This window comes from Rubrivivax sp. JA1055, from assembly GCF_020966565.1.
Classification (GTDB): domain Bacteria; phylum Pseudomonadota; class Gammaproteobacteria; order Burkholderiales; family Burkholderiaceae_C; genus Rubrivivax; species Rubrivivax benzoatilyticus.
Window position 1 is genome coordinate 79,419 of the sequence record NZ_JAJKFP010000005.1, and the last position, 16,753, is coordinate 96,171.

The following is a 16,753-nucleotide window of genomic DNA, read 5'->3' on the forward strand; positions in this document are numbered from 1 at the left end:
GAATCGGACCATGCACGAGGTCCACATCGCCGTCGTCGGCGCCGGCCCGGTCGGGCTGGCGCTGGCCTTGCACGCCGCGCGCGTGCTGCCTGCCGCCCGCATCACCGTCTTCGACGCCCGGCCGGCGACGCACGACGTCGCCGCCGACCCGCGCACGCTGGCGCTGTCGCTGGGCAGCGTGCAGTTCCTGCAGCGCCTGGTCGACTGGGCGCCGCCGCAGGCGATCGCCGAGGTGCAGGTCTCGCAGCAGCCGCCGTCCTTCGGCGACGCCGAGGTGCGCATCCGCGCCGCCGAGCTCGGCGTGCCGCTGCTCGGTGCGGTGGCGACGTATGGCGAGGTCGTCGCGCCGCTGCAGCGCGGCTGGGAAGCGGCGGTGGCCGCCGAGCCGCGCCGGCTGCGGCTGCGCCTGGGCACCGCGGTGCAGGCGGTCAAGCCGATGGCCGGCGGCGTCGAGCTCGACGCCGACATCGCCGAGTGTTTCGACCTCGCGGTCGTCGCCGAAGGCGGCGTCTTCGCCGGCCAGGTGCGCAAGGCCGTCGTGCACGACTACCGCCAGACGGCCTGGGTCGGCACACTGGCGCTGGACGGGCTGCCGCCGGGCGTGGCCTTCGAACGCTTCACACGCGAGGGGCCGCTGGCGCTGCTGCCGCGCGCCGATGGCCGCGCCGCGCTGGTCTGGTGCGTGCCCAGCGACGCCGACCCGGTGCGCCCACTCGATGCGCGCCAGCGTCTGGCGCTGCTGGCCGAGCGCCTGCCGGCCGCCGCCGGCCGGCCACGCGAGATCACGCCGCTGAAAGACTTCGCGCTCGGCCTGAACGCCGAACGCACGCTGGTCGACGGCCGCTCGGTGCGCATCGGCAACGCCGCGCAGACGCTGCACCCGGTCGCCGGCCAGGGCCTGAACCTGGGCCTGCGCGACGCGCACGAACTCGTCGCCGCGCTGCGGCACGCGGCCGATGTCGACAGCGCCTTGGCGCGTGTCGAATGGGCACGGTCGCCCGACCGCTGGGCGACGATCGCGACGACCGACTTCCTGGCACGCAGCTTCACCTGGCAGCTGCCCGGGCTGGGCCTGGCGCGTGGCCTGGGGCTGGCAGCGCTGCAGCAGGTCGCGCCGGCGCGCCATTGGCTGGCACGCAGGATGATGTTCGGATCGCGCTGACTACAGCCGCCGGTGCGCCAGCGCCGGCAACTGCGTGCGCACCTCGGCCAGGCGCTGCGGCGAGACCTCGGCGAGCACCACGCCTTCACCTTCCGGCCGCACCGCCAGCACCTCGCCCCAGGGGTCGGCGACGAGGCTGTGACCCCAGGTGCGGCGACCGCTCTCGTGCTGGCCGCCTTGCGCCGGCGCGAGCACGTAACACTGGTTCTCGACGGCGCGGGCGCGCAGCAGCAGCTCCCAGTGCGCGCGGCCCGTCGTGTAGGTGAAGGCCGCCGGCACGCACAGCAGGTCGCAGGGCGGCGCCATCAGCGCGCGGTACAGCTCGGGGAACCGCAGGTCGTAGCAGACCGACAGGCCGACACGCAGCGGCCCGCACTGCAGCGCGATCGGCGTGTCGCCGGCGGCCAGCGTCGTCGCCTCGGTATAACGCTCGCGGCCGTTGTCGAAGGCGAAGAGGTGGATCTTGTCGTAATGCGCGGCTTCGACGCCGTCGGGCCCGTAGACGCAGCAGCGGTTGTAGACACGCTGGCCGTCAGGCGCACGCAGCGGCAGCGTGCCGCCGACCAGCCAGACGCCGTGGCGGCGCGCGATGTCGGCGAGGAAACGCTGGATCGCGCCGTCGCCCTCGGGTTCGGCAAACGGCAGCTTGTCGGTGTCGCGCAGGCCGATCAGGCAGAAGTACTCGGGCAGCGCGACGAGCCCCGCGCCGGCGGCCGCGGCTTCGCCGACGAGGCGGGCGGCGGCTTCGAGATTGCGCCCGAGATCGGGCGTGCTGACCATCTGGACGGCGGCGACCTTCATGCAGGCCATTCTGCGTCAGGGCGGCCCCACGGGGCCCGGACTCAGCCCTGCCGCCTGCACGCCACGGGGCTTCAGCGCAGAATCGGCGCCCTCGACAAGAGCAAAGACCTTCGGAGGGTCGTCCATGTCAGCCGTCCAGAGCGCCGCAGTGTCAGCGGCGCACAGCCGATTCGTGCAGCGCATCCGGCGCCGCTACGAAGCCGAGCGTGCGTTGCTGCCGCCGGGAGCGCCCGGTTTCGAGACCATCGTCGCGCTCGTCGCCACGCTGCGCGAACGCGGCCGCGAGCTGCCGGCGGCGCTGCGCGTCGCGCGCCAGCTGGTGCTCGAACGCCTGGCGGTGCTCGACGTCGAGGATGGCGCGCCGCTGGAGACCGTCACCACGACGATGACCTGGCTGGCCGAGGCCGCGCTGGAACTCGCGCTGGCGCAGGCCCGGCTCGACGCCGACGAACGCTACGGCGCGGCAATCGACGCCGACGGCCGCCCGGTGGACCTGTGGGTCATCGGCATGGGCAAGCTCGGCGCACGCGAGCTCAACGTCTCGTCGGACATCGACCTGATCTACGTCTACGAGGACGAAGGCCAGACCACGGGGCCGCGCCCGGTCTCGTTCCACGAGTACTTCGCCTTCGTCGCCAAACGCCTGTATGCGCTGGTCGGCGAGACCACCGAGGACGGCTTCGTCTTCCGCGTCGACCTGGCGCTGCGGCCCAACGGCAACTCGGGGCCGCCGGTCGTGAGCCTGGGCATGCTGGAGGAGTACTTCCAGGTCCAGGGCCGCGAGTGGGAGCGTTTCGCGTGGCTGAAGAGCCGCATCGTCGCGCCGCGTGCGGCGGTCGGCACGCAGCGTGCGCTGGCGCTGCGTTCGCTGGTCACGCCTTTCGTCTACCGCCGCTACCTGGACTACGGCGTCTTCGAGGGCCTGCGCCAGCTGCACCGCAAGATCCGCGACGAGGCCCAGCGCCGCGCCGCCGGCCGCCCCGAGCGCGCCAACGACGTCAAGCTGTCGCGCGGCGGCATCCGCGAGATCGAGTTCATCGTCCAGCTGATGCAGGTCGTGCGCGGCGGCCAGTTCCCCGAGATCCGCACGCGCAGCACGCTGCGCGCGCTGGGCAAGCTGGCGGCACGCGGGCTGATGTCGGCCGAGACCGCGCAGCGCCTGGCCGACGCCTATGCGCTGCTGCGGCGCATCGAGCACCGCATCCAGTACCTCGACGACCAGCAGACCCATCTGCTGCCCACCGGCGACGAGGACCTGGCCTGGATCGCCGCCAGCCTGGCCGGCGGCGACACCGGCACGATGCTCGACCGCCTCTGCGAGGCCCGCGAGACGGTCGCCGCCGAGTTCGACGCCTTGCTGATGGAAGGTGCGGCGGGCGGCAACGGCCAGGGCCGCAACGGCTGCCGCCAGTGCGGCACCGGGCCGCTGCCGATCGACAGCGAACAGCTGCTCGAGAAGATGCCGCCGGCGCTGGCCGAGCGCCTGCGCCACTGGGCGACGCAGCCGCGCGTGCAGGCGCTGCGCGACGAGAGCCGGCTGCGCCTGGGCCGGCTGATGCAGGCCGCGGCGCGCGGCATCGCCGACGGCGGCTGCACCGAGCAGGCGGCGCTGCGTTTCGTCGACTGGGTCGAGCCGCTGCTGCGCCGCGAGAGTTATCTCGCGCTGCTCGCCGAGCGCCCCGAGGTCCAGCGCCGGCTGCTGCGCCTGCTGGGGCTGGCGCGCTGGCCGATGCAGTACCTGATGCGCCACCCGGGCGTCATCGACGAACTGGCCGACGCGCGCCTGCAGCACCAGCGTTTCGACCGCGAGAGCTTCGCCGCGGAACTGGAAGAACGCCGCGCCGCCTGGGAGCGCGCCGGCGAATGCGACGAGGAGCGGCTGCTGGACATGCTGCGCCAGGCGCACCACGCCGAGGTCTTCCGCACGCTGGTGCGTGACGTCGAAGGCGAGCTGACGGTCGAGCAGGTCGCCGACGACCTGTCGGCACTCGCCGACACGATGCTCGCGATCACCGTGCGCTGGGCCTGGAGCCGCTTCCGCCAGGCCCACCGCGAACAGCCGGCGCTGGCCGTCATCGCCTACGGCAAGCTCGGCGGCAAGGAGCTGGGTTACGGCAGCGACCTGGACGTCGTCTTCCTCTTCGACGACGCCGACGAAGCCGACCCGGCGCGCGCGCAGGAGATCTACGGCGCCTTCGTGCGCAAGCTGATCACCTGGCTGACGCTGCGCACCGCGGCCGGCGAGCTGTTCGACATCGACACCGCGCTGCGCCCCAACGGCAACTCGGGGCTGCTGGTGACCTCGATCGCCTCGTTCGACCGCTACCAGGTCGGCCGCGGCAGCAACACCGCGTGGACCTGGGAGCACCAGGCGATCACGCGCGCACGCTGCGCCGCCGGCGGCCCGGCGCTGGCCACGGCCTTCGACGCCACGCGGCGTGCGGTGCTGGTCGCCGAACGCGACCCGCAGGCACTGCGCGAGGAGATCGGCGCGATGCGCCGCAAGGTGCGCGACGCGCACCCGGTGCGTGCCGGGCGCTACGACGTCAAGCACTCGCCGGGCGGCATGATGGACGTCGAGTTCGTCGTCCAGTACCTGGTGCTGGCGCACTCGCGCACGCACCCGGAGCTGATCGGCAACCTCGGCAACATCGCGCTGCTGGTGATGGCCGAGGACGGCGGCCTGCTGCCGGCCGGCGTCGGCCGCGCCGCCGCCGACGCCTACCGCGAGCTGCGCCGCGCGCAGCACACCGCGCGCCTGGACGAGCAGCCGACGCAGTTCGAGCCCGAGCGTCTGGCGCCGCAGCGCGACGCCGTGCTGGCGCTGTGGCGCGCGGTCTTCGGCGAAGGCTGACGCGCCCGATGTCCCCGACCGACCGCCGCGCGCGGCTGGACGCGCGCGCCATCGTGCTCGTCGTCGTCTGCTGCGCGCTCTGGGGCCTGAACCAGGTGGCGACCAAGGTCGCGCTGGCCGAGATCCCGCCGCTGATGCAGGCCGCGCTGCGTTCGGCCGGCGCCGCGCTGCTGGTCGCGGCCTGGGCGCGCTGGCGCGGCATCCGGCTGTTCGAGGCCGACGGCACAGCGCGCGCCGGGCTGGCGATGGGGCTGCTGTTCGCGCTCGAGTTCGGCTGCATCTTCGTCGGCCTGCAGCACACCGCCGCCTCGCGCATGGTGGTCTTCATCTACCTCGCGCCCTTTGTCGTCGCGCTGGGCATGCCCTTCGTCGTGCGCGACGAGCGCCTGCGGCCGGCGCAGCTGGCCGGGCTGGCGGCGGCTTTCGCCGGCGTCGTCTGGGCCTTCGCCGAAGGGCTGCAGGCGCCGACCGCCGGCGAGCGCCAGTGGCTGGGCGATGCGCTCGGCGTCGCCGCGGCGGTGATCTGGGGGCTGACGACGCTGACGCTGCGCGGCAGCCGGCTGGCGAGCGCGGCGCCGGAGAAGACGCTGCTGTGGCAGCTGGCGGTGTCGGCCGTCGCGCTGGCCGCGGCGTCGTGGGCCGGCGGCGAGACGCTGGCGGCGATGCCGGGGCCGGCCTCGCTGGCGCCGCTGGCCTTCCAGATCGTCGTCGTGACCTTCGCCAGCTACCTCGTCTGGTTCTGGCTGCTGCGCCACTACCCGGCGACGCGGCTGTCGGCGTTCACGCTGCTGACGCCGGTGTTCGGGCTGCTCGCCGGCGTGCTGCTGCTCGGCGAGCCGGCGACGGCGCAGCTGCTGGTGGCGCTGGCCGCCGTCTGCACCGGCATCGCGCTGGTCAACCGCGGCTGATCGCGCGCGGCGGCGGCGCTGCGCCGGGGTTCAGGCCGGCTGGGCGCCGCGGCCCAGTTCCTTGCGGTAGCGGTTCAGGTCCTGGACGTTGGCGAAGCTGCGCCCGAACAGCAGGCCGAGGTTGTGCAGGATGCGTTCGACGACGCGGCCCTCCCACTCGGCGTCGAAGCGGATCTGGCGGTCCAGCCAGGCCTCCAGCCAGGCCGGGTCGGGCAGGCGGCTCTGCACGGTGTCGTTCGGGAACAGGCTGGCGTTGACGTGCAGGTTGGTCGGGTGCAGGGCCTGCGCGGTGCGGCGCGCGCTGGCCATCAGCACGCCGACCTTGGCGAAGGCGGTGCGCGCCTCGTCGCCGAAGCGCACGAGGGCGCGCTTCATGTAGCGCAGGTAGGCGCCGCCGTGGCGCGCCTCGTCGCGTGCCAGGGTCTCGTAGATCGCCCGGATCACCGGCTCGGTGTGCCACTCGGCGGCGCGGCGATACCAGTGGTTGAGACGGATCTCGCCGCAGAAGTGCAGCATCAGCGTCTCCAGCGCCGGCGCCGGGTCGAACTCGAAACGCACCGCGTGCAGCTCGTCCTCGGTCGGCACGAGCTCGGGGCGGAAGCGCCGCAGGTACTCCATCAGCACCAGCGAGTGCTTCTGCTCCTCGAAGAACCAGACGCTGATGAAGGCCGAGAAGTCGCTGTCGCCGCGGTTGTCGCGCAGGAACATCTCGGTGGCCGGCAGCGCCGCCCACTCGGTGATGGCGTTCATCTTGATCGTCTGCGCCTGCTCGTCGCTGAGCAGGGCGGCGTCGAAACGCTCCCACGGGATGTCCGTGTCGAGGTTCCAGCGCACGGCTTCGAGCTGCTTGAAGAGTTCGGGATACAGCATGACGGGGCAAAGGTGTCGCGACGCTGCAGTCTAGGCAGCGACGGCCTCCCGCGTGCGCGGCGGGTTGTTCCGGCTTCAGCCCCGCGCTTCGCGCCAGCGCTGCAGCTCGACGCCGATGCGCTCCAGCGAGTCGAGGGCGGTGACGCCGTCGATGCGGCGGCGGAACAGCACCGGCGCGCTGCCGCCGACCCACAGCCCGGTGCCGGCCGGCAGCTTCTCGCGCAGCTCGGCCAGGCCGTCGACGACCTGGTTGGGGCTCATGCAGCCGGAGAAGCTCAGCGCGACGACGTCGGCGCGGTAGCTGCGCGCGGCCAGCACGATGTCCCACAGCGGCGTCTGCGTGCCCAGCGCGACGCAGCGGCAGCCGTCCATCGCCATCAGCGTCTCGCACATCAGCAGGCCCAGGCCGTGCGGCTCGCCGGGGAAGGTGGTCAGCAGCACCGACGGCGCACCGCCGTCCAGCGGCTCGGGCACCGAGGCGATGGCCTGGCGCAGCAGGCTCTGCACGGTCTCGGTGTACAGGTGCTCCTCGTAGACCTCGACCTGCCCGCGCAGCCAGGCGTCGCCGACGGCGGTGTTCAGCGGCGCGACGACGTCGACGACGAAGCGCGAGATGCCGTGGCGCACCAGCATGCGGCCGAGCTCGCGACGCAGCGCGGCGGGGTCGTGGCGGCGCAGCAGTTCGAGCGCGCGGTCGAGATCGGCCGCCGCCACCGGGTTCTCGGCGCGGCGCTGGGGCTGGTCGACGGTCGACGCGGTGAGCTCGTTGAGCTCGGCGGCCGGCATCGGCACGATGCGGCCCGGCCGGTGCCCGGCGTCGAGCAGGCGCTTGATGAGGCGGAGCTTCTCGACCTGCTCGAGCGGGTAGGCCCGCTCGCCCTGCGCGTCACGCGACGGCGACGGGAAGCCGTAGCGCCGCTCCCAGACCCGCAAGGTGTCTTTGCTGAGCCCGGTGTCGCGCTCGACAGCGGCGATCGACAGCGTCAGCGCTTCAGCCGTGGTGCGATCGCTCATCCGTCTCGCCTTGTGGTTGTCCTGGACAAAGCCATGCTTGATTTCAAAAGTTGGCCTAATATAGGCCCAAGCCCAGGTTTTGAACAGGACACAGCCTCGTCAACAACGTGGCATGAACTGCAAGACCTGAAAGATGACTGTATAGTCATACTCATACCGAGAGGTTCACATGACACCGAAGCCGCAGCCGATCCCCAGGTTCGCCTCCCCCGCGTGGCCATTGGCCGCGGAACTTTGCGCGACGGTCCCGGTCACAGCGGGCAAGCAGGTCGCCACCGCGGCCACGGTTCTCACGTCGTGCGGACTCACGGGTTCCCTGTCTGCCAAGCCTGAGCGTTTCTCCTCCTCCTCCCTCCCTCCCTCGTTCGCTCAGCGCCGCCGCACGACGGCTTTTCTTTCCCGGCGCACCGCCTCGCGCGGTGCGCCGGCCCTGCGGGGCCACGGCCCGCTGAACGCGCATGGCGCGGCGGGGAGCCGCTGATGCGCCGCGTCGCCGTCGTCGGCTCCGGAATCTCCGGCCTCGCCGCTGCCTACGAGCTGTCCGCCGATGCCCGCGTCACGCTGTTCGAGGCGGGCGACTACTTCGGGGGCCACACCAACACGATCGACCTGACGATCGACGGCGTCACGCACGGCGTGGACACCGGCTTCCTGGTGTTCAACCACCGCACCTACCCGAACCTGCTGCGCCTGTTCGCCGAACTCGGCGTCGAGACGGCGCCGTCGGACATGTCGTTCTCGGTGCAGGCGCGCGAGCACGACCTGGAGTGGAGCGGCTCGGACCTGAACACGGTCTTCGCGCAGCGCCGCAACCTGCTGCGCCCGCGCTTCCTGAAGATGCTGGCCGAGATCGTGCGCTTCAACCGCCTGGCGACGGCGATCGCCGAAGCCGCCGCCGAGGACGCGCTGGCCGAGCCGATCGGCGAGTTCCTGGACCGCCACGCCTTCGGCAACGATTTCCGCGACTGGTACTTCCTGCCGATGATCGGCTGCATCTGGTCCTGCCCGACCGACCAGATGCTGCGCTTCCCGGTGGCGACGATGATCCGCTTCTGCCACAACCACGGGCTCATCCAGGTGAACGACCGGCCGCAGTGGCACACGGTCAAGGGCGGCGCCCGCAACTACGTCCGGAAGATGCTGCCGCGCATCGCCGACGCGCGTGTCTCCTGCCCGGTGTTCGAGATCCGCCGCGACGCCGACGGCGTGAGCGTCACCTCGCCGGCCGGCACCGAACGGTTCGACGAGCTCGTGCTCGCCTGCCACAGCGACCAGGCGCTGGCGCTGCTGGCCGACGCCAGCGACGACGAGCGCGCTGTGCTCGGTGCGATCCGCTACCAGCCCAACCGCGCCGTCGTGCACAGCGACGCTTCGGTGCTGCCCAAGCGCAAGCTGGCCTGGGCGTCGTGGAACTACGTGCGCTCGCCCGACCGCGGCCGCGAGCAGGCGGCCGTCTGCCTGCACTACCTGCTCAACCGGCTGCAGCCGCTGCCGTGGACGACGCCGGTCGTCGTCTCGCTGAATCCCGTCACCGAGCCCGCACCGGGCACCGTGTTCCGCGAGATCGAGTACACGCACCCGGTGTTCGACCTCGGCGCGATCGAGGCCCAGCGCCGCGTGCCGGCGCTGCAGGGCCGCGCCCGCACCTGGTTCTGCGGCGCCTGGACCCGCTACGGCTTCCACGAGGACGGGCTGGCCTCGGCGCTGGACGCGGTGCGCTCGCTGCGTTCGCACTGGCAGGCCGGCCGCCCGGCGCTGCACGAGGCGGCGTGATGGACGGCACCACCCCGCAGGCCTTGCTGGGCACCGGCGTCGTGCGCCACCGGCGGCTGAAGCCGGCCGGGCACACGTTCGAGTACCCGACCTACTTCATGCTGCTGCCGATGCGGCGGCTGCGGGCGCAGCCCGAGGCCGCGGTGCGGCGCAACCGCTTCGGCCTCGTCGCCTTCCACGACGCCGACCACGGCGACGGCCGCGCCGACTCGCTGGCCTGGCTGGAGGAGCTGCTGGCCGCCGAAGGCATCGCCGACGCCGACGGCGAGATCTGGCTGCACACCTACCCGCGTGTGCTGGGCTACGTCTTCAAGCCGGTCAGCTTCTGGTACTGCGAGCGCCGCGACGGCTCGCTGGCGGCGATCGTCGCCGAGGTCAACAACACCTTCGGCGAGCGCCACTGCTACCTGCTCGCCGGCGAGAACCTGCGCTGGGGCCGAGAGCTCGTCGCGCGCAAGGTCTTTCACGTGTCGCCGTTCTGCCGCGTCGAAGGCCGCTACCGTTTCCGCTTCCTGCGCACCGCCGAGCGCACGGTGGCGCGCGTGGACCACGACGACGACGAAGGCCCGCTGCTGCTGACCAGCGTCAGCGGACGCCTGGCCCCGCTGACCACGGCCGCCGCGCGCGCGGCCTTCTTCGGCATGCCGATGATGTCCCTGGGCGTCATCGTGCGCATCCACTGGCAGGCGCTGCAGCTGTGGCTCAAGCGCGTGCCGTTCTTCAGCAAGCCCGAACCGCCCCGGGCCTTCACCACCCGCTGACCCAGGAACCGCCATGACGACGACGACCGCCGACGCCTTCGCCCTGCCCGAGTCCGCCCCCGCGGCCGCACGCACCGTCTTCCGCCTGCTGCGCCGGCTGGCCGTCGGCACGCTGGACGTGCAGCTGCCCGACGGCAGCCTGGCCCACTTCGGCACCGGCCGCGACGGCGAGCCCCGCGCGTCGATGCGCATGATCGACTGGGGCGTCTGCTCGGCGACGCTGAAGAGCGGCGACATCGGCTTCGCCGAGGCCTACATCGACGGCCAGTGGACCTCGCCCGACGTGGTCGCGCTGCTGCAGCTGTTCATCGCCAACCGCGACGCGGTCGAGGAGGCGATCTACGGCCGCTGGTGGGGCTCGCTGCTGCACCGCTTCAAGCACCTGCTGAACCGCAACTCGCGCCGCGGCAGCCGCAAGAACATCCACGCCCACTACGACCTGGGCAACCCGTTCTACCGTCTCTGGCTCGACGAGACGATGAACTACTCCAGCGCCTGGTTCGACGGCGACACGGACAAGCCGATGCCCGAGGCCCAGCGCGCCAAGGTGCGGCGCGCGCTGCGCGAGTGCGGCGTGCGCGCCGGCGACCGCGTGCTCGAGATCGGCTGCGGCTGGGGCGCGGTGGCCGAGGCGGCGACCAACGAGTTCGGCGCCCGCGTCACCGGCGTCACGCTGTCGACCGAGCAGCTGGCCTACGCCCGCGAACGCCTGGCGCGCCTGGGCCTGGGCACGCAGGCCGACCTGCGGCTGCAGGACTACCGCGACATCCAGGACGGCCCCTTCGACGCCGTCGTCTCGATCGAGATGTTCGAGGCCGTCGGCCGCGAGTACTGGGGCAGCTACTTCCGCACCGTGCGCGACCGGCTCAAGCCCGGCGGCCGCGCCTGCATCCAGTCGATCACGATCCGCGACGACCTGTTCGCGCGCTACCTGCGCTCCACCGACTTCATCCAGCAGTACGTCTTCCCCGGCGGCCTGCTGCCCAGCGCGTCGGCGTTCCGCGCCGAAGCCCGCAAGGCCGGGCTGGAGGTCGTCGGCGAACTCGCCTTCGGTGCCGACTACGCCGAGACGCTGCGCCGCTGGCGCGTCGCCTTCCTCGCGAACGAGAACACGGTGCGCGCCCAGGGCTTCGACACGCGTTTCGTGCGCATCTGGGAGTTCTACCTCGCGTACTGCGAGGCGGCCTTCGCCACCGGCAACACCAACGTCGTGCAGTTCACGCTGCGCCGTGCCTGAATGGACCGCACCCGCCGCGCCCTGCTCGCCGCCGCGCTGGTCCCGGCGTACGCGGCCGCGGCCCGGACGCCGCCGCCACCCGAGCTCGCCGCCTACGCGCCGCTGGCACTGCAGGGCGAAGGCCGCCTGCGCGTGCTGGGCTTCGCCGTCTACGACGCCCGGCTGTGGGTCGGAGAGGGCTTCACGCCCGAGCGCTGGGCCGACGCGCCGCTGGCGCTGGAGATCCGCTACACCCGCGCCTTCGACGGCGCGGACATCGCCTCCCGCTCGCTGGACGAAATGCGTCGCCAGGGCGAACTGCCCGAGGCACAGGCGCAACGCTGGCGCCAGACGATGGCGGCACTGTTCCCCGACGTGAAGCCGGGTGACCGCCTGGTCGGCGTGCGCCGCGCCGACGGCGGCACACGCTTCTACGCCAACGGCCGGCGCCTGGGCGAGGTCGACGACACCGAGTTCGGCCGCCGCTTCTTCGGCATCTGGCTGGCGCCGCAGACCTCGCAGCCGACGCTGCGCGCGCGCCTGTTCGGGCAGACGGCATGAACACGGCGGGCCTGGACGCACGCGGGCCCGCAACCCCGGCGGCCCGCTGGCGCGGCGGCTTGGCCGACGGCCTGCGCTACGGCGCGCTGGGGCTGCCGCTGGCCTTCGTCGCGCTGCCGCTGTACGTGCTGCTGCCGCCACACTACGCCGCCGAATATGGCGTGCCGCTGGCGACGCTGGGCGCGCTGCTGCTGGCGGTGCGGCTGCTCGACGCCGTCATCGACCCGGCGCTCGGCCGCCTCGTCGACCGTTTGTTCACCGGCTCGCCGGCTCGGCTGCTGGCCGTCGCCGCGGCGGCAGCGCTGCTGCTGGCCGCGGCCTTCCACGGCCTGTTCTTCCCGCCGGTGACGGCCGGCACGGCACTGCTGGCTTGGTGCGCGGCGCTGCTCGTCGCCGCCTACCTGGCCTACAGCCTGCTCGCCGTGCTGCACCAGGCCTGGGGCGCGCGCCTGGGCGGCGACGCCGCGGTGCGCGCGCGCATCGTGTCCTGGCGCGAAGGCCTGGCGCTGGCCGGCGTGCTGGTGGCCAGCGTGCTGCCGTCGACCGCCGGGCTGGCGGCGACCAGCGCCGTGTTCGCCGTCACGCTGGTGATCGGCCTCGTGCTGCTGGCCGGCGCGCCGCGCGCCGAGGCGACGCCGGCCGCGGCCCGGGTCGACTGGCGAGCGCCGCTGGCGACGCCGGCCTTCCGCCGCCTGCTCGCCGTCTTTCTCGTCAACGGCATCGCCAGCGCGGTGCCGGCGACGCTGGTGCTGTTCTTCGTGCGCGACCGGCTGCAGGCCCCGGCCTGGGAGCCGGTGTTCCTGGCCGCCTACTTCGCCGCCGGCGCGCTGGCGATGCCGCTGTGGGTGCGGCTCGTGGCGCGCCTCGGGCTGGCCGGCGCCTGGCTGGCCGGCATGGCGCTGGCCGTCGCCGCCTTCGTCTGGGCGGCGACGCTGGGGCCGGGCGACACCGCCGGATTCGTCGCGGTCTGCGTCGCCAGCGGCGTCGCGCTCGGCGCCGACCTGGCGCTGCCCGGCGCGCTGCTGGCCGGCATCGTGCGCCGCGCCGGCCACGGCGGCGGCGAAGGCGCGTACTTCGGCTGGTGGAACCTGGCCACCAAGCTCAACCTGGCGCTGGCCGCCGGGCTGGCGCTGCCGCTGCTCGGGCTGCTGGGCTATGCGCCCGGCGCCCGCGAACCCGAGGCGCTGGCGGCGCTCACCGCCGCCTACTGCCTGCTGCCCTGTGTGCTGAAGACCGCCGCCGCCGCACTGCTGTGGCGTTGGCGGCACCGACTCGACGAGGAGAACCCACGATGAAGCGACGCCTGCTGCTCGGCCTGGCCACCGCCGCGGTACTGGCCGGCTGCGCCGGCCCGACACCGGCCGACTACGCCGCCGAGACCCCGAAGCTCGACCTGAAGACCTTCTTCGACGGCGAGATGACGGCCCACGGCATCTTCAGCGACCGCTCGGGCAAGGTCGTGCGCCGCTTCACGGTGCAGATGACCGGCACCTGGAGCGGCGACGACGGCGTGCTCGACGAGCACTTCACCTACAGCGACGGCAAGACCGAGCGCCGCGTCTGGAAGCTGAAGTCGCTGGGCAACGGCCGCTACGAAGGCCGCGCCGACGACGTCGTCGGTGTCGCCCAGGGCACGGCCGCCGGCAACGCGCTGAACTGGCGCTACACGCTGCGGCTGCCGGTCGACGGCAGCGTCTACGAGGTCCAGTTCGACGACTGGATGTTCCAGATGGACGACAAGGTGATGCTGAACAAGGCCGAGATGAGCAAGTTCGGCGTCCGCCTGGGCGAGGTCACGCTCGCCTTCCACAAGCGCTGAACACCATGCCCCTGAACCCTCCGCTGCGCGACTGGCAGGGCCGCAGCGCCTGGCTGGTCGGCGCCTCCACCGGCATCGGCCGCGCGACGGCCTCGCGGCTGCACGCGCTGGGTGCGCGTGTCACCGTCTCGGCGCGCGACGCCGACGCGCTGGCGCGTTTCGTCGCCGCGCATCCGGGCAGCGTCGCGCTGCCACTGGACGTGACCGACCGCGCCGCGGTGCAGGCCGCAGCCCGGGAGGTGATCGCCGGCTCGGGCACCCCCGACCTGGCCCTGTACTGCGCCGGCACCTACACGCCGATGCGCGCCACCGCCTTCGACCTGGACGTCGCGCTGCGCCACGTGCAGGTGAACTACGCCGGCGCGCTGCACTGGCTCGACGCGCTGCTGCCGGCGATGCGCGCGCGCGCCGCCGCCGGCCAGAGCGCGCACCTGAGCCTGGTCGGCAGCGTCGCCGGCTACCGCGGCCTGCCGCAGTCGCTGGCCTACGGGCCGACGAAGGCGGCGCTGATCAACCTCGCCGAGACGCTGTACCTGGACCTGCACCCGGCCGGCGTCGGCGTGTCCATCGTCAACCCGGGCTTCGTCGAGACGCCGCTGACGGCGAACAACGGGTTTCGCATGCCGGCCCTGCTGACGCCCGAAGAAGCCGCCGAGGCCATCCTGCGCGGCTGGGCGCGCGGCGACTTCGAGATCCACTTCCCGCGCCGCTTCACGTTGTGGCTGAAGGCGCTGCGCCACGTCGGCTACGGCCCCTATTTCGCCGCGGTGCGGCGCTCCACCGGCCTGTGACGATGAAGAGCCCGCATCCCGACCCGCGTGTGCAGCGCCTGGTGGAAGCCTTCGAGACGCTGTCGCCGGCCGCGCTGGCGCGGCTGGGCGAGGTCTACGCGCCCGACGCCGTGTTCAAGGACCCGTTCAACGAGGTGCGCGGCGTGCCGGCGATCGCCGCGATCTTCGAGCACATGTTCCGCTCGCTGGAGGCGCCGCGTTTCGTCGTGCACGAGGCGGTGGCTTCAGGCGACCAGTGTTTCCTGACCTGGGACATGCACTACCGCATGAGACGCCTCGTGAAAGGCGAGCAGACGATCCGCGGCGCAACCCACGTCCGTTTTGCCGCCGACGGGCGCGTCGTGCTGCACCGCGACTACTGGGACGCCGCCGAGGAGCTGTACGAAAAGCTGCCCGCCGTCGGTGCCGCGATGCGCTGGCTCAAGCGCCGCGCGTCGAGCTGATCGAGCGCGGCGCTCGAAAGCCCGCAAGAACGCACGCAGCCCATCGTCAAACCGTCTGGAGCCTCCCTCGCGGAGGGAGGCTGGAGGGTGCCGTCGAACGAGCTGGAGCACCCTCCCGGAGGGGGCTCGGGGGAGCTCAACGGTCACCGCAGCGCTAGACGCGGGCGGCTTCGCCGCCCGCGTCTAGCGCTGCCCTTCGGTCAGCGCGTCGACCTGGAAGCGCCCGCTCTTGTCGACGAGCCAGATCTCGGTGAAGCGTGCGCCGCCCAGGCGCGCCGGCGCCGGGTAGGGTGCGGCGCGTTTGATCATTGCCACGACCCAGGGCGCGACCTCGTCGGCCGCGGGCTTGCGCACGACGTGCACGCCGGCGACCTGGCCCGTCGCGTCGATCTCGGTCTCGACGACCATCACCGAGTACAGCAGCGGCGGCAGCCGGCCCTTGTAGATGCGTGCCGGATAGGCGGCGTAGACGTGCCGCGCAGCCTCGACGCGGTACTGCTTCTCGTGCTCGGCGGACGAGGCCGCCGGCGGCAGGTCCAGCACGGGCGCGGGCACGGTGGCGAACTGGGCCCGGGCCGGGCCGGCGAACGCCAGGGCCGCCAGCGCGGCCACCGCGGCGGCATGTCGCAGGCGGGCACTCGCGGTCAGGGGCGGGAGTCGATTCATGGGTCCTGCGTCCGAATCGTGGAGGCGCGGCCGCAGGGCGCAGCCGCGACAGGAGACTACACGATGGTCGGTGGCGCACGCATGCTGACGCGGATGCGCCGGCGCCGCAATGAGCGAGCAGGAACTAACGCAACCAGCCTTTTCGGCGGAAGTACAGGAACGGCGCGGCGACCGAGGACACCATCACCGCGATCGCGAACGGATAGCCGTACTGCCACTCGAGCTCGGGCATGAAGCGGAAGTTCATGCCGTAGATGCTCGCGATCAGCGTCGGCGGCAGCAGCCCGACCGAGGCCACCGAGAAGATCTTGATGATCTTGTTCTGGTTGATGTTGATGAAGCCGACGGTGGCGTCCATCAGGAAGTTGATCTTGTCGAACAGGAACGCGGTGTGCGAGTCCAGCGAGTCGATGTCGCGCAGGATCTGGCGCGCCTCCTCGAACTGCTCGGCGTTGAGCATGCGGCTGCGCATCAGGAAGCTGAGCGCGCGCCGCGTGTCCATCATGTTGCGGCGGATGCGGCCGTTCAGGTCTTCCTCGCGCGCGATCGCGGCCAGCGCCTCGCCGGCGCTGCGGTCGTCGACGTCCTGGCGCAGCACGCGCGCGCTGACCTTCTCCAGGTTGTCGTAGACGCCCTCGAGCGCGTCGGCCGAGTACTCGGCGTCGGCGTCGTAGAGCTTGAGCAGCACGTCCTTGGCGTCCTCGATCAGCGCCGGGATGCGGCGCGCACGCAGGCGCAGCAGGCGGAACACCGGCAGGTCCTCGGCGTGCACCGAGAACAGCACCTTCTCGTAGAGGATGAAGGCCACGCGCACGTTGCGCGAGCCCTGGCCGTCGGGGCCGTTGTCGCCGTCGATCAGGAAGTCCGAGCGGATGTGCAGCTCGCCGTTGTCTTCCTCGTAGAAGCGGGCCGACTCCTCGAGATCCTCGTCGACGACGTCCTCGGGGATGGCCAGACCGAAGCGGGCGCGGACCCAGCCCTTCTCCTCGGCGGTGGGGGCTTCGAGATCGACCCAGACCGGCTGCACGCCGGCCAGCGCCTGCGGGTTGTCGATCTCTTCCTGGAACAGCCGGCCGTTGGCCAGCGTGAAGACGTTGAGCATCGCGAGTCTCGG

At 72.5% G+C, this 16,753-nt stretch carries 16 protein-coding genes; 11 read left to right on the top strand and 5 right to left on the bottom strand.

Annotated features, from left to right (window positions below):
* Window positions 1–10 precede the first annotated feature (10 nt).
* A complete protein-coding gene (locus LOC65_RS07100) occupies window positions 11–1,162 on the top strand; it encodes an FAD-dependent monooxygenase (RefSeq protein ID WP_230247048.1) in 1,152 nt (383 codons plus the stop codon).
* Here LOC65_RS07100 and LOC65_RS07105 read toward each other — a convergent pair whose 3' ends face one another.
* Window positions 1,163–1,963: a carbon-nitrogen hydrolase family protein gene (locus LOC65_RS07105; RefSeq protein WP_230247049.1), complete on the bottom strand. Its 801-nt coding sequence runs from the start codon at window positions 1,961–1,963 to the stop codon at window positions 1,163–1,165.
* Window positions 1,964–2,087: 124 nt separating this feature from the next.
* Between LOC65_RS07105 and glnE the strand changes: the two genes are divergently transcribed.
* Together glnE and LOC65_RS07115 are read left to right on the top strand one after the other, a co-directional pair.
* Window positions 2,088–4,817, top strand: coding sequence for a bifunctional [glutamate--ammonia ligase]-adenylyl-L-tyrosine phosphorylase/[glutamate--ammonia-ligase] adenylyltransferase (gene glnE / locus LOC65_RS07110; RefSeq protein WP_230247050.1), 2,730 nt, complete (start codon window positions 2,088–2,090; stop codon window positions 4,815–4,817).
* An 8-nt stretch (window positions 4,818–4,825) separates the two neighbouring features.
* Window positions 4,826–5,725, top strand: a complete 900-nt coding sequence (locus tag LOC65_RS07115; RefSeq protein WP_230247051.1) for a DMT family transporter — start codon at window positions 4,826–4,828, stop codon at window positions 5,723–5,725.
* Window positions 5,726–5,755: 30 nt separating this feature from the next.
* On the opposite strand, the gene LOC65_RS07120 is transcribed toward LOC65_RS07115, so the two are convergent.
* Both LOC65_RS07120 and LOC65_RS07125 read right to left on the bottom strand, forming a co-directional pair.
* On the bottom strand, window positions 5,756–6,595 hold the full coding sequence (locus LOC65_RS07120) for a ferritin (RefSeq protein WP_009855771.1): 840 nt from the start codon (window positions 6,593–6,595) through the stop codon (window positions 5,756–5,758).
* Between the two features lie 75 nt (window positions 6,596–6,670).
* Entirely contained in the window at window positions 6,671–7,609 is a 939-nt protein-coding gene (locus LOC65_RS07125; RefSeq protein WP_009855772.1) for a MerR family transcriptional regulator, read from the bottom strand.
* A 480-nt stretch (window positions 7,610–8,089) separates the two neighbouring features.
* On the opposite strand from LOC65_RS07125, the gene LOC65_RS07130 reads away from it, so the two are divergent.
* The 8 genes from LOC65_RS07130 to LOC65_RS07165 are packed head-to-tail and all read left to right on the top strand — an operon-like array spanning window position 8,090 to window position 14,973.
* A complete protein-coding gene (locus LOC65_RS07130) occupies window positions 8,090–9,382 on the top strand; it encodes an NAD(P)/FAD-dependent oxidoreductase (RefSeq protein WP_009855773.1) in 1,293 nt (430 codons plus the stop codon).
* A complete protein-coding gene (locus LOC65_RS07135; RefSeq protein WP_230247052.1) occupies window positions 9,382–10,143 on the top strand; it encodes a DUF1365 domain-containing protein in 762 nt (253 codons plus the stop codon). Before LOC65_RS07130 ends, LOC65_RS07135 begins: the two co-directional genes overlap by 1 nt.
* Before the next feature lie 13 nt (window positions 10,144–10,156).
* The gene (locus tag LOC65_RS07140; protein ID WP_230247053.1) at window positions 10,157–11,380 is read left to right on the top strand and encodes a cyclopropane-fatty-acyl-phospholipid synthase family protein; all 1,224 of its coding nucleotides are present in this window, start codon (window positions 10,157–10,159) and stop codon (window positions 11,378–11,380) included.
* Window positions 11,381–11,920 (top strand): chalcone isomerase family protein, encoded by a 540-nt coding sequence (locus tag LOC65_RS07145; RefSeq protein WP_009855776.1) that lies wholly within the window; start codon window positions 11,381–11,383, stop codon window positions 11,918–11,920.
* On the top strand, window positions 11,917–13,215 hold the full coding sequence (locus tag LOC65_RS07150) for an MFS transporter (protein WP_230247054.1): 1,299 nt from the start codon (window positions 11,917–11,919) through the stop codon (window positions 13,213–13,215). Before LOC65_RS07145 ends, LOC65_RS07150 begins: the two co-directional genes overlap by 4 nt.
* Window positions 13,212–13,739 (top strand): DUF3833 domain-containing protein, encoded by a 528-nt coding sequence (locus LOC65_RS07155; RefSeq protein ID WP_164963465.1) that lies wholly within the window; start codon window positions 13,212–13,214, stop codon window positions 13,737–13,739. Before LOC65_RS07150 ends, LOC65_RS07155 begins: the two co-directional genes overlap by 4 nt.
* A gap of 5 nt (window positions 13,740–13,744) precedes the next feature.
* On the top strand, window positions 13,745–14,530 hold the full coding sequence (locus LOC65_RS07160; protein ID WP_009855779.1) for an SDR family oxidoreductase: 786 nt from the start codon (window positions 13,745–13,747) through the stop codon (window positions 14,528–14,530).
* Complete coding sequence (locus LOC65_RS07165; RefSeq protein WP_230247055.1) at window positions 14,527–14,973, top strand: nuclear transport factor 2 family protein; 447 nt, start codon at window positions 14,527–14,529, stop codon at window positions 14,971–14,973. The genes LOC65_RS07160 and LOC65_RS07165 overlap by 4 nt, the downstream gene beginning before the upstream one ends.
* 183 nt (window positions 14,974–15,156) lie before the next feature.
* Here LOC65_RS07165 and LOC65_RS07170 read toward each other — a convergent pair whose 3' ends face one another.
* Complete coding sequence (locus LOC65_RS07170; RefSeq protein ID WP_029718848.1) at window positions 15,157–15,639, bottom strand: hypothetical protein; 483 nt, start codon at window positions 15,637–15,639, stop codon at window positions 15,157–15,159.
* A 124-nt stretch (window positions 15,640–15,763) separates the two neighbouring features.
* Entirely contained in the window at window positions 15,764–16,741 is a 978-nt protein-coding gene (corA, locus tag LOC65_RS07175) for a magnesium/cobalt transporter CorA (RefSeq protein ID WP_009855782.1), read from the bottom strand.
* Window positions 16,742–16,753: the final 12 nt, after the last annotated feature.

Excerpts from the sequence above, each read along its gene's own strand:
- LOC65_RS07100 (WP_230247048.1), top strand. The coding sequence starts at position 11 with ATGCACGAGGTCCACATCGCCGTCGTCGGCGCCGGCCCGGTCGGGCTG.
- LOC65_RS07105 (WP_230247049.1), bottom strand. The coding sequence starts at position 1,963 with ATGAAGGTCGCCGCCGTCCAGATGGTCAGCACGCCCGATCTCGGGCGC.
- glnE (WP_230247050.1), top strand. The coding sequence starts at position 2,088 with ATGTCAGCCGTCCAGAGCGCCGCAGTGTCAGCGGCGCACAGCCGATTC.
- LOC65_RS07115 (WP_230247051.1), top strand. The coding sequence starts at position 4,826 with ATGTCCCCGACCGACCGCCGCGCGCGGCTGGACGCGCGCGCCATCGTG.
- LOC65_RS07120 (WP_009855771.1), bottom strand. The coding sequence starts at position 6,595 with ATGCTGTATCCCGAACTCTTCAAGCAGCTCGAAGCCGTGCGCTGGAAC.
- LOC65_RS07125 (WP_009855772.1), bottom strand. The coding sequence starts at position 7,609 with ATGAGCGATCGCACCACGGCTGAAGCGCTGACGCTGTCGATCGCCGCT.
- LOC65_RS07130 (WP_009855773.1), top strand. The coding sequence starts at position 8,090 with ATGCGCCGCGTCGCCGTCGTCGGCTCCGGAATCTCCGGCCTCGCCGCT.
- LOC65_RS07135 (WP_230247052.1), top strand. The coding sequence starts at position 9,382 with ATGGACGGCACCACCCCGCAGGCCTTGCTGGGCACCGGCGTCGTGCGC.
- LOC65_RS07140 (WP_230247053.1), top strand. The coding sequence starts at position 10,157 with ATGACGACGACGACCGCCGACGCCTTCGCCCTGCCCGAGTCCGCCCCC.
- LOC65_RS07145 (WP_009855776.1), top strand. The coding sequence starts at position 11,381 with ATGGACCGCACCCGCCGCGCCCTGCTCGCCGCCGCGCTGGTCCCGGCG.
- LOC65_RS07150 (WP_230247054.1), top strand. The coding sequence starts at position 11,917 with ATGAACACGGCGGGCCTGGACGCACGCGGGCCCGCAACCCCGGCGGCC.
- LOC65_RS07155 (WP_164963465.1), top strand. The coding sequence starts at position 13,212 with ATGAAGCGACGCCTGCTGCTCGGCCTGGCCACCGCCGCGGTACTGGCC.
- LOC65_RS07160 (WP_009855779.1), top strand. The coding sequence starts at position 13,745 with ATGCCCCTGAACCCTCCGCTGCGCGACTGGCAGGGCCGCAGCGCCTGG.
- LOC65_RS07170 (WP_029718848.1), bottom strand. The coding sequence starts at position 15,639 with ATGAATCGACTCCCGCCCCTGACCGCGAGTGCCCGCCTGCGACATGCC.
- corA (WP_009855782.1), bottom strand. The coding sequence starts at position 16,741 with ATGCTCAACGTCTTCACGCTGGCCAACGGCCGGCTGTTCCAGGAAGAG.